This is a genomic window from Photobacterium piscicola (assembly GCF_900166965.1).
GTDB lineage: Bacteria > Pseudomonadota > Gammaproteobacteria > Enterobacterales > Vibrionaceae > Photobacterium > Photobacterium piscicola.
Window position 1 is genome coordinate 452,632 of sequence record NZ_FUZI01000001.1, and the last position, 12,653, is coordinate 465,284.

Here is a 12,653-nt window from a genome sequence, read left to right on the forward strand (position 1 = left end):
AAGGTGAGATATTACAAATGATTGTTTTTTTCGTAAACAAAAACTGTAGCAGGAGGGAAGTTAAGCCATACTTTTTTCATGTTGGTTTGCATCAGTTTATTTTCGCGAAGATTATCTGTACCAAATGGACAACGATTTAGATAAGTATATTGAATTAGTTTTCCACCATGTTCTAAAACGGCACTGATATCATTTAACGCCTTCGCTTTAGTTTCAGTTGAAAAATTAACAAAGGGAATACTAGAGATAACGGTTTTAACTTTTTGGTTTTGATGGCGTTGTCTCATTGTAAACAGATCTGATACACAGATAGTCTTATTAATTTTTACTAATGATTTGTGAAAAATAACGTTATTTTCATAGGTATAAATAGTCTCAATGGCTTGAATTTCTGCGAGTTTACGTGTGATAACACCAGAGCCTGCACCCAACTCAATAATCGTATTTTCTGGTGATATGTGTGAAATCATTTCTTGAACTAAAAATTGACTGCTTGATATAACAGAATCGGTATTTTTAGGGTTTCTTAAAAATTCAATTATCACTATAGGTAAACACCATAAAAAAAAGATAGTGCATAGTTACACTATAAATAGAAGAAAGCGGTCAAAAATGTGATGTTTTGTGAAATAGGCAATGAAATATCAACGAGGGTTTACATTAAATGGGTGAAGTCAGCCTAATAAGTGATTTCATAATAAATATAGTTTCCCATTGTTGAGCTATATTTGGACTCAGCAACTATGATGGCTGCTGAGTATTTAGTCATATTATTTATAGTTCACACTGTATTTTACTTGAATAAAGTTATTCGGAAAAACAATTGCTTGTGTTTGTTCTAATTCGATATCCTTGTGGGTTTCACCGAACAGTGAAATACCACTGCCTAGTAATATAGGAGCACGAGTAATAGTGATATGATTGATTAATTGCTGATTAATAAACGCTTGAATAGTCATTCCACCATCGACGTAAGCATGTTGATAGCCTTCAGTACTTAGTTTCGTTATTAAAATCTTAATATTACCAGCATACATTTCGACTTTGTCACGTAAGTTATCGGGAGCTTGGGTGATGGTTGTGCTCAAAACAATGATTCGAATATTGCCATAAGGCCATTGTTCTGGCGGTAGATCCATACTTGAGATAGTTTCCATACATTTACGTCCCATGATTATACAGTCAACTGAAGCGAGATATTGATTGAACCCCATATCAGCTTGATCGCTCATATCTGCATTTTTGTTACCTGCAGTCTGTAACCAATTGACTGAGCCATTTTTTCTTGCAATAAATCCATCAACACTAGTAGCGATAAATACAGAACATTTCATGGTTTATTCTCTCAAATAGTAAGAATTTTGATTCTATCATGGTTTATTATTGATGAATTGAACAATTAAATGCTGTTTTCTGTCTTTTAATCGCATAATTATGTTGACCTTCCCGTAGGAGGAATGTCTATCCTAAAACCATATTCCATAACGCATTTAGGTCATCGTATGTTTAAAGAAAACGTAAGCACAAGTAATGTAGTAAAAGCACTCATCGGTGGTTTTTTAGGTACATTAGCATTTACTTTAATGGGTAAATTTATTGCACCACATCTTATTGGGCATTCAATGAATGTTGCTGCGATTATTGCTCATATGTTAGGAACCTCTGATAGTGTCGGCTTAATGATGCACTTCGTGGTAGGTACAATTGTATTCCCAATCGCTTACTTATTAATTGGTTATAGTCGTTTACCTGGTTCTGGTTGGTTGCGTGGTTTAGTCTTCTTAATACCTATTTACCTTGGCGCGATGATTGTTGTGATGCCAATGGCTGGTAAAGGTATATTCTTCCATAGTGTGCCAATGTCAATGGTCGCTTTAATGGGGCATATGGTTTACGGTATTATTCTTGGACTTGTTGTTGGTACACCTAAAGATAATAAATAAGTTAGATGGTTATTTATTATTAAAAGTAAAAAGCTGAGAAATTAAATATCTCAGCTTTTTATTGTTATTATTTTGTTGTGTTTTTTGTATGTTTTAGCCATTAATTATTTTTGTAATTGTATCTCTATTATCACGACCATTCGCAAAAATAACTCCACTAATATGGATTAGCATAAATCCTACAACGCCCCACCATGAAAGCTTATGAAATGTTTTACAAGCTGAATATAGAATAAAATCATGTCCTAAGAAATGAATGACTAAACCTGTGATTACAATACTCGCTAAAAATAAATAGAAAGCAATGTATAGCAATCCTTGTAGACGATCATGCAAACTATTTTTTTTCAATGGGTTCGGCATAAATAGACCCACTTTTTTAGAGTAATATAATCGTATAAGCACTAGGATACCAATGAAGTATCCCACAATATAATGCCACTGAAACATTTCATTGCGGATTGATTTAGCAATTGTTATAGCTTGTTGTTGTGATATGGAAATATTATCACTTTGCAATCCAGATTGAAGGATCGTTGCGATATGTGTTTTGTCCATCCACGTTGAGCGTAATACAATAGTTAATAAAATAAATAGAATAGAAAATGCTAATAACCAATGTATTAAACGGTGCAGTTTTGGAAAATGAAGTTGTGAAGTCATAAAACGGCCAAAAGATAAATTTTTATTCCACAATCGTATCATGGATATCCTGAATGTTTAATGAATATTAATCATTATTAAATGCATAGGCATTAATTTGAATATTGAGTTGTTTTTTATTTACATTAAAATCAATGCGTTATGATTATGTTTGTTTTTTTATAATATTTTTAGTGAGTATGTATGAAAAATATTGTGCTGTAAAATACAGTGAAAATAAAATAAAGAATAAGTAAATAGAAGAAATGTTATTTTTCAAAAATATCTATATAGAATATAAATACAAGTAATAAATTAGCATTAATTACAAAATATGATCTTCTATACATAATAATGAATATAATTTATAACTTTTATTATGAATTATAATTTTTTTAGCATGCTATGTTATAGAGTTTTAAGTAGTTAATTGTTTTTTTTTGGTATATATTATAAAAAATATTTTTTAATAAAGAATAGTGATTAATGTATGCATAATGGTATATTTTTTATGTATCAGCCTAAATATCATAATGACATCTTGTTTGGATATGAAGCATTATTAAGAAGTGAAATTAATGGTGGTTTAAGTTGCCCTGATTTTTTAGTTGATAAAAATGTTAACAATATAAAATTTGATTGTTTTGTTATTAACAGCGTCATTGATAGCTTATCTAAAATATCAGATAAAGAGGTTATTAATAATATCATCTCTATTAATGTAAGCGGTGAGTTTATGTCAACGCCTATTTTATTAAGTGACATAAATATAGAGGCGATAAAAGCATTAAATTTACATCTCGAACTTGAAATATTAGAGAGTGATAAGATAATTAACTTCGAACAATGTAATGAAAATGTTAACTTGCTAAATTCTATTGGGATCAGTGTCAGTGTCGATGATTTTGGAAGTGATTATTCATCAGTCAGACGTTTAATAAATCTTCGCAATATTAATTTTATAAAATTAGACAAAATCCTCGTAAATGATATTGAAAACAACCCATCATTAATACAATCAATCAAAATTCTGTGTGAGTTTATTTGGAGTTTAAATTTTAAAATTATTGCTGAAGGTATAGAAAAAGAAACGACATTAGTATTATTAAAATCGATTGGTATTGAGTACTTTCAAGGCTTTTATTTTTCTAAGCCATTACGACTAGAAAGTGAGGTGTATCGATTAGATCTTTGATGAAAAACTGGCATAAAACGATAACTAGTTAGAAATAACGCCTATTTGTTGCGTTTATTTTGCACTAGCGGTATAAATATGATGCATATCATGTCAGTATGTAATAAATCAATTGATAAAAAATACAACTAATTGATAATGGAAGATTAAATATACTATATAAGAATTAATTGTGTGATTCAGTCCAACATATCTCTTAGTAACCATGCAAAAATCATTTATCCTGATAGTTTAGCTGGTAAATACTCACCATTATGGCGCTATCGAGTAAAATTTATTCTTCGTGCGATGTACTACCATAAAGCTTTCCAGCATATCACCTCTGAAATAGATCCTTCTTTGCTAGATACTTTATGTCAACGTAACCTTCGTTTTTTAGAAAAGCCATTCCGTCCTTATGTAATTTATGGAACAAATTCTATTGAACGCGCAAAATTTGTTGTAGAGCATTTTAAGTTTGTCTCTCAATTACCTGAACATATTCGTAATGGTATCTACAAGGATAGTAATGGCTTAACATTATGTAACTTTACTGTAGATGATGTTGATTACTGTTTTAAGTTAGCATATTACTCTCGTTATCAAAAAGAGGGTGATATGAGCTTAACGCTCTTTAATGATGTTGATGAAAATTTTTATACCCTCACATTTGCGATTCGGAATGTAAAAGGGAAGCGTCAATTAGTGATAGGTGGTTTGCAAGGCCCTGCGAGTAGCCCTGAAAATAACCAAAAAATAAAATTACTGACTAAAGCATTATTCGGGCAACGTCCAAAAGATTTAATGATTAAAATGGTCACACTGCTTGCTAATGCTTGGCAGGTAGACACACTGCTTGCTATAAAGAATAGTGCCCATACTTATTCAGCAAAACGTTACGCTACTGGAAAAATCAAGATGGATTACGATAAGCATTGGTTAGCATTAGGCGCAACTGAGTTTGATGAGCATTTATATCAACTAACGCTTGAAGATATTCGTCGTAATCCCGAAGATATTTCACGTCCTAAACGTGCGATGTATCGTCGACGCTATGAATGGCTAGATAATACAAAAGTGCTGATTGAGCAGAATCTTAAATAATTAATTGTATAACATTCTAATTTTAATAAGAGTGAGACAGTGTGTCTCACTCTTATTATACGGTCCTAATCTATTGTGTTATTTTTACATATTTGATGTAAGCATTGCGTAAATGTTGGATGTTTGCATTAAAATAGGCTTGGGTTAAGCGGTTTTGGCCTTGATATTGACGAGCGATGTTGTGTTGTAAATCATTTGAACCACCAAGCCCAGTATTAAGGTAATTAGCACCATCACCAACACGAGTTTGTAGCGTGTAAGTAAACTGATCAATACCTCGAACCTGAATATAGTTAGGCTTCATATCACGCCATGGTGTTAAAGGTATAGAGATACTTAAACTTACAAAATCTTCATAATCATTAGCACCTTGTGCTTTGGATGTTAGATAGCTAGCACTTAAACGAGCATCACCTAACCAATGGCTAGACGTTGCTTTGAAACCGGTATCACCTTGCCAAAATTCACCTGCTTGTAATTCAAGCTGCCAATCCCATTGCGGTTGAGAATATAAATAATGAGCTAAACGAACACCTTTATCTTTAGTATCTGGTAGATCATTATCTTCTGTTCTAAATTGGCTGAGTTTAAAGCCTACACTGTGCTGACCGTTTGGTGTAAACCAATTTGTTTCATTCATTCCCCCCCAATAATCGCCATATATATAACCGCCACTAAATTGGGTCATAATATTTTGTGGCAATTTAAAGGCTTGATGTAAGAAGATACGATCTATCTGAGAGTCATAAGCTGAGTTTTCCCAAATTTCACCCGACTTAAAGTCATCACTTTCGCTAATCGGTAACGTATGACGAATATCAATCGCAGCACCTTGCCATAGTGGGGTATAGAGGTTAGTGCTTAATGCTAATGAGTAATCAAAAACGCCGTATTCTGTCGCGGTTCTATGTGCTAATTGTGGTGATAGGATAATTTGACTGCGACCAAAGCCATTACTTTCTTTGTTGGTCAACCATTCTGTTCGTGTAAATGCAATCCGAGCATTATAACTACTGAACCACATTGAATCGCAGTTATCACCTGTTTCTAAAAACGCACGATAGCATCTCATATCACTATTAATGGTAAACATAGGAATACCATTTGTTAGCATAATTAATTCAACTTCTTGTTGTTTTGTTGACGGTGTGATCTTGGCAGTATCTTCAAAGTCAGCGAAAGTATCTGCACCTGTATTCGCCGCAATAATACCTAAAGCAACCCCAACTCCATCCATTGGATTATGATTATAACGACGGTTTTCAAGTGTAATGATTAACTTATCATGGCGTTTCCCCACTTGAATATTAAGGAATCCATCATTTTTTAATGCTGAAATTAAGCCTTGTAAGCTACTATTTTTATGATTATCTAACTGCTGGGTAAGAGCTTGCTGTAACCGTTGTTGCTGCTCAACAGAGAGTTGTTCTCGTTTGTTGGAACCATAGCCAAAGAGTGGAATCGTAGCATTAAGCCCCCAAACTGTTTGGTCACTATTTTGATGTCCAGTATAAAGCTCGTAATCTAAGCTTAATTGAGCGCCATAGGGGAGTAATCCTTCTGGTGTGAATAATTTAGCATTGGCATTAAATTCACTGGCATCATACTCACCGGTAATTTGCATGAATGATAATGGCTGCCATTCAGCGCCAGCAAAAGGTCCATCCATGATTCCAAACTCTAAATTTGATTGACCATAACCCGCACTTAAACGCAGCTTTAACGCATCAAAGGTTTTATCTGCAACAACATATTTAGTTTCAAAGTGATTACCTGTACCACCAAGATCTTGAATACCGACTGCGAGATTAAGCCCAGTGTAATCATAAACAAACGGTAATTGATATTTAACCGACATCGATAGATCTCTAATACCACAGTTATTCTCAAGATAGCTATTACAGTCATAAGACTGGGTAACAATACGCCCGCCAGCTTCTAGGCCTTTAAAAACGCCAGCACCAAAGAACCAATCATCGATACTGGCAATGCTATTTTGATGGGGAACACCTTGATGAAATGAGAGATTAAAACCCCCAGTATCAATAACTTGAGCATTGGGAATAAACATTAATCCGGTATAGCTTTGGCTTGAGGGTAAATTATCAACAGATGATGCCTGAGCGATAGAAGGCAAACTAGCAGCAATGGCTATCGTTAATAATGATAAAGGGCTAGCTATATGAAGAGGCATAATCGACTTCCATGTTTATACGATAAAATGATGAAAGGCACCTGACCAAAGGTGCCTTTTATTGAGTACAATATATTAAAAATAACGATTAATTAATCCGTTGCGCCGCCATCACCACCGCCAGTACCTGGAGTTGGTGGTGTTGGTTCTACTGGTGGATCTTCTGGATCGGGTAACTCAGTTTCTGGTTTTGTTGGCGGTTTTGTCGTTATATCTCCGATTACAGGTGGTACCTCACCGCCAGCAGCTTGATCAAAGTTATCTTTATCTGTTAATTCGTCACTAACATCGATAATGATGATATCGTTTGAGCCTTCAGAGGCTTTTGGATATGCTGGATTTTTATCAATAATATCTTTAGCAATCGTTTCGGTTACTGCGGCGATATCAGCAACAGTAACTGTTTCATCATCTTTTTGTGAGACTAAAACATCAGAAAGAACAACAGTTTTAGCGACGATGTCTTGAGCAATTGTTTTATCTAATTTCGCTAATGCTTGTTGTGGATTAGCTAATAATTCATCTTTTTGATCACTTGTTAATGAGCTGTCTAAGCCAAGAGAAGTAAAAACTGAATTTTTTGCTGTTGTGATGTCAGTATCACCCGTTTCTTTCATCGTTTTATCTATTAACGTAGTAAACGGTGTACCTGCTATATCCTTCTGGCCATTTTTGATTAGGCCTTTAGGAATGGAGTAGGATACTTTACTCATGTCTTTACCATTTGACATATCTACAGCTATGCCATCTTTAGGTACCGAGAATAGAACAGAACAAGATTCTGGTTTATCTGCAAAGGTATCGCTAAAAATAGTAACCTTGCCATAACCATCAGTTTTTGCTTCTGTTGTCCCTGTTTGATCACCATCACAAAGATATGTTGCAACCATGCCATTAATTGCACCATCAAAAGCCAGTACCGTCGTGGGCTTTTTATTTTTATCTGTGCCAGTGTCATCACTATCACTTCCACACCCAGCAAGAAGTATTCCTGCAATGATGGTTGAGATTAATTTAATTTTCATAGCTATCCTTAAATGTTGAATGTTATATTTGAAGGCTTTTTTTAATTACTATTAGAATAATAGTAAGAGCATTTTTATATTAGTATCAATCTTGTCAGTATATTTGTAATCTCTTAGCTTTTCTTTTGTTATATGTTCAATATAAACAGAACTCTTAATTATAAAGTAATAGCTGATAGAGTAATAAATAACACTGTATTGATGATTAATAACTAATAATGTGATGATACATGAAAGAAGTATATGTATAGTTAGTTATTCGTACTTTATTTATAAGGTATAAATTATATTTGTGACCAGAAGCGACATTATTTGCTATTTGATATTCACTGTTACATAAGGGAAAAATATCAATTATATCGACATTAAAGAACTGTCACAGATGGGGTTCTTATATCCTATTGTTTATTCTATCATTTAGTTTGTGGTGGCTCATTATAAGTGTGAACCTTGTCGCATATGTTATCTTAATGGCTTCTAATAAATAGATTGCTCTGTAATTATATTACAAAGTATTAAAATATATAATTTATAGAATAAAAACATATTTATTCTATTTTTTACACATCTTAATTTATATTAAAGCAATTGAGGGGCTGTAACCTTAGGGCGGTAGCATAATTAATTGATTATGTATTGATAATGAAACAACATTACTAAGATGTTCATTATTTACTAAGTTAATAATAAATAGAGTGTGTGTTTTTCCATGTGTATACCTATAAGTAGTCATTGATTTGGATTTATAATTTTTATGAGTGAAATACAAAAAACACCAATAGCTGCCAACCATAAAGTAGATGATATTGATTTTGGTAAATTGTTTGGCAGTCTGGTTGATGCCAAATGGTATATTGCTGGCATTACCGTATTATTCAGTATTATAGGTATCATTGTTGCTTTGTTATCTACGCCAATCTATAAAGCCGATGCGTTAATTCAAGTTGAGCAAAAACAAACAGGGGGGATTTCAACCCTTGTGAGTTCTAATATGGGGGAAATGTTCGATCAGGGTTCTTCTTCCAGCACTGAAATCGCTATTATCGGTTCTCGAATGGTATTAGGTGAAACTGTAGATGATCTTGATTTAACCACTGTCGTTACCCCTAACTATTTACCTTATGTGGGCAAAGGATTAGCGCGATTACGGAACCAACAAATCAGCATCAATGTTAGCCATTTTGTTATCCCAGATAATATGAGAACGGCAACTGTTACGTTAGTGATCACCGATATTGATTCAAATAATTTCACGAAAGGCCGCTATGAAGTAACCAATGCCCAAGGCAATATTTTGTTTAAAGGCAAAACGGGGCAATGGAGTGAAGGCCATGGCTACCGTTTATACGTTACCGATTTAAATGGCACAGTGAATGATAGCTTCACGGTAACTAAACGTGCTCGATATAGTGCGATTCAACAGTTAAAAGAAAACTTAACTATCCGTGAGATTGGTAAACAAACCGGTATATTAGAACTAACTTTTACTGGTGAAAACCCCGTTGAGATTGAACAAATCATTAATAGTATTAGCCAAAATTATTTAATGCAAAATGTTGAGCGTAATTCAGCTGAAGCAGAAAAAAGTTTAGCCTTTCTTGAACAGCAATTACCGAACGTCAAAGATAAATTGACTATGGCGGAAGATAAATTAAATGATTACCGTTCAAAAAATGATTCAGTAGATTTAGATCTAGAAGCGAAAGCGAAACTGACAGCGATGGTGCAATTAGATGGTCAATTGAATGAGTTAGTGTTTAAAGAAAGTGAAATATCACAACGCTTTACGCAAGAACACCCAATGTATATCGCGTTACAAGATAAGCGTGGTATTTTGAATGATGAGAAAAAGCGTTTAGAAAAACAAATTCAAAAATTACCAGAAACTCAACGTGCCGTATTACGCTTAATGCGTGATGTGCAGGTTAGCCAGCAAATTTATTTACAAATGCTCAATAAATCCCAAGAACTAAGCATTGTAAAAGCAGGTACGGTCGGTAATGTGCGAATTTTAGATAAATCTCAAGATTATTTTTCGCCAATAGCGCCTAAAAAATCATTTATTATAACTTTATTTATCATTTTTGGTTTTATACTAGTTGTCACGGTTATTTTTGGTTTTGTATTATTTAAACGTCGTATTGAAAGCCCTGCAGATATTGAAGCGATTGGTTTACCTGTCTATGCATCGATTCCTTTATCTAATGACCAAGTAGCGTTAGATAAAAAACAAACAAGAATGGATGAGGTTCATAAAAAGTTACTGTCAGAGGTTAACCCTGCTGATTTATCGATTGAGGCATTGCGCAGTCTACGTACTAGCTTGCATTTTGCGATGATGGAAGCAAAAAATAATATTCTGATGATTTCAGGACCAAGCCCAAGTGTTGGTAAAACCTTTGTAACTGCCAATATTGCGGCGATTATTGCCAATGCGGGTCATCGAGTATTAGTAATTGATGCTGATATGCGTAAAGGCCGCATGGGATATCAATTTAGTAAGAGCCAAAAGTTAGGTTTATCTGATTATTTAAGTGGTCAAAAAACGATAGCAGAGGTTGTTAAGCATCCTGCTATTGATAATCTGGATTATATTTCACGGGGTGATATTCCACCTAACCCGTCTGAGTTGTTAATGCATCCTCGTTTTAATGCATTAATGGAGTGGGCTGCTGAACATTACGATATGGTGTTAATTGATACGCCACCATTATTAGCCGTAACCGATGCTGCCATTGTAGGCGCTCATGCAGGAACGACTTTATTAGTGGGTCGCTTTGGTGAAAATACCGTTCGTGAAGTCGAAATTACTAAACAACGCTTTGAACAAAACGGCATTGAAGTGAAAGGCTTTATTCTTAATGGCGTATTACATAAAGCGAGCAGTTATTACGGTGGTAACTATGGCTATTATAACTATAGTTATGCGAGTGATAAGAAGTAGAGAGTAGTTATTGAGGGGCGAGGGTTTAGTGTCGAGGAAGAGCTTAAACTTTCGTTATTCCCTATAGCAAATGTACGAACTAACCCCGTCATTCCCTACAGTGAGGTTACGAACGAGATAGGGAATCTACTCACCATTGTCGTAGAATTGATAGTTTTGTTTATTTGAATATTAGGGGATGGATAATTCTCACCTAGACCCTAGACCCTAGACCCTAGACCCTAGACCCTAGACCCTAGACCCTAGACCCTAGACCCTGATTAATAAAAAGCATTAGTCTTAACGGCTAGTGCTTTTTTGTGCCTTAATTTTAAAAATAATGGAATATAATGATGGATCTTTCTGTAGCGAATGCTCGTATTGGTATTATTGGCTTAGGTTATGTCGGCCTGCCTCTCGCCGTTGAATTTGGTAAAAAACAGCAAACATTAGGCTTTGATATTAATGAAACACGCGTAGCACAATTGCGTGATGGCATTGATTTTACATTAGAATGTTCATCTGAAGAATTATCAGAAGCAACGTTTCTAGAATACAGTGCGAATATTGATGATTTAAAAATATGTAATGTTTACATTGTAACGGTTCCTACGCCAATTGATCAGCATAAGCAGCCAGATTTAACACCATTAGTAAAAGCGTCTGAAACATTAGGAAAGGTTCTAAAAACTGGCGATGTTGTTATTTATGAATCGACTGTTTACCCAGGTGCAACCGAAGAGGTTTGTATTCCTGTATTAGAGCGTGTTTCTGGCCTTACGTTTAACACTGATTTTTATGCGGGTTATTCACCAGAGCGAATTAACCCTGGTGATAAAGAACACCGCGTGACAACCATTAAAAAAGTAACGTCGGGTTCAACCTCAGAAGTCGCTGAATATGTTAATAGTATTTATCGTCAAATTATTACAGCGGGTACCTATAAAGCATCATCAATTAAAGTCGCTGAAGCTGCTAAGGTCATTGAAAATACTCAGCGTGATTTGAATATTGCGCTTATTAATGAGCTTGCAGTGATTTTTAATAAATTAGATATTGATACTGAAGAAGTATTAAAAGCAGCAGGTACAAAATGGAACTTCTTACCTTTCCGTCCGGGTCTTGTTGGCGGTCATTGTATTGGTGTTGATCCTTATTATTTAACTCACAAAGCACAAGCCGTTGGTTATCATCCAGAAGTAATTTTAGCGGGTCGTCGTATTAACGATAATATGGGTGCTTATGTCGTTTCTCAGTTAGTAAAAGCAATGCTACATAAATCCATTCAAGTGAAAGGTGCTAACGTATTGATCATGGGATTAACGTTTAAAGAAAATTGCCCTGATCTTCGTAATACTCGTATTGTTGACATTATTGCAGAACTGGCTGAATACAACATTGCTGTTGATATTTATGATCCTTGGGTTAGCCCAGATGAAGCCCAACATGAATATGGTGTTGCAGTATTAACAGAAAAACCTCAACAGCAATATGATGCAGTGATAGTGGCTGTTGCTCATGAGCAATTCAAAGCGATGAGTGCTGAAGAATATAAAGCCTTAACAAAGCCTGCGTCTATTATCTATGACCTGAAATATATACTTGAACCTCAAGTGTCTGATCTTCGTCTGTAGTTAACTCCTATACT

General features: G+C 34.5%; 10 protein-coding genes. 5 read left to right on the forward strand and 5 right to left on the reverse strand.

Annotated elements, in window-relative coordinates; translation table 11 throughout:
• Nucleotides 1–11 precede the first annotated feature (11 nt).
• Nucleotides 12–545: a class I SAM-dependent methyltransferase gene (locus tag CZ809_RS02080; RefSeq protein WP_080155781.1), complete on the reverse strand. Its 534-nt coding sequence runs from the start codon at nt 543–545 to the stop codon at nt 12–14.
• 225 nt (nt 546–770) lie between these two features.
• On the reverse strand, nt 771–1,334 hold the full coding sequence (locus tag CZ809_RS02085) for a dihydrofolate reductase family protein (RefSeq protein ID WP_080155782.1): 564 nt from the start codon (nt 1,332–1,334) through the stop codon (nt 771–773).
• A gap of 168 nt (nt 1,335–1,502) precedes the next feature.
• On the opposite strand from CZ809_RS02085, the gene CZ809_RS02090 reads away from it, so the two are divergent.
• The gene (locus CZ809_RS02090) at nt 1,503–1,943 is read left to right on the forward strand and encodes a DUF6789 family protein (protein ID WP_080155783.1); all 441 of its coding nucleotides are present in this window, start codon (nt 1,503–1,505) and stop codon (nt 1,941–1,943) included.
• Nucleotides 1,944–2,036: 93 nt separating this feature from the next.
• Here the strand turns inward: CZ809_RS02090 and CZ809_RS02095 are convergent, their stop codons facing one another.
• Nucleotides 2,037–2,606: a cytochrome b/b6 domain-containing protein gene (locus tag CZ809_RS02095; protein ID WP_159447924.1), complete on the reverse strand. Its 570-nt coding sequence runs from the start codon at nt 2,604–2,606 to the stop codon at nt 2,037–2,039.
• Between the two features lie 469 nt (nt 2,607–3,075).
• Between CZ809_RS02095 and CZ809_RS02100 the strand changes: the two genes are divergently transcribed.
• Nucleotides 3,076–3,780, forward strand: coding sequence for an EAL domain-containing protein (locus CZ809_RS02100; RefSeq protein WP_080155785.1), 705 nt, complete (start codon nt 3,076–3,078; stop codon nt 3,778–3,780).
• 174 nt (nt 3,781–3,954) lie between these two features.
• Complete coding sequence (locus tag CZ809_RS02105; RefSeq protein ID WP_370738010.1) at nt 3,955–4,863, forward strand: VirK/YbjX family protein; 909 nt, start codon at nt 3,955–3,957, stop codon at nt 4,861–4,863.
• Between the two features lie 70 nt (nt 4,864–4,933).
• Here CZ809_RS02105 and CZ809_RS02110 read toward each other — a convergent pair whose 3' ends face one another.
• Both CZ809_RS02110 and CZ809_RS02115 read right to left on the reverse strand, forming a co-directional pair.
• On the reverse strand, nt 4,934–7,057 hold the full coding sequence (locus CZ809_RS02110; RefSeq protein ID WP_080155786.1) for a YjbH domain-containing protein: 2,124 nt from the start codon (nt 7,055–7,057) through the stop codon (nt 4,934–4,936).
• A gap of 92 nt (nt 7,058–7,149) precedes the next feature.
• A complete protein-coding gene (locus CZ809_RS02115) occupies nt 7,150–8,082 on the reverse strand; it encodes a hypothetical protein (protein ID WP_080155787.1) in 933 nt (310 codons plus the stop codon).
• A 754-nt stretch (nt 8,083–8,836) separates the two neighbouring features.
• Between CZ809_RS02115 and CZ809_RS02120 the strand changes: the two genes are divergently transcribed.
• Nucleotides 8,837–11,026 (forward strand): polysaccharide biosynthesis tyrosine autokinase, encoded by a 2,190-nt coding sequence (locus tag CZ809_RS02120; protein ID WP_080155788.1) that lies wholly within the window; start codon nt 8,837–8,839, stop codon nt 11,024–11,026.
• Between the two features lie 332 nt (nt 11,027–11,358).
• Nucleotides 11,359–12,639, forward strand: coding sequence for a Vi polysaccharide biosynthesis UDP-N-acetylglucosamine C-6 dehydrogenase TviB (gene tviB, locus CZ809_RS02125; RefSeq protein ID WP_080155789.1), 1,281 nt, complete (start codon nt 11,359–11,361; stop codon nt 12,637–12,639).
• The last annotated feature ends 14 nt before the right edge of the window (nt 12,640–12,653 follow it).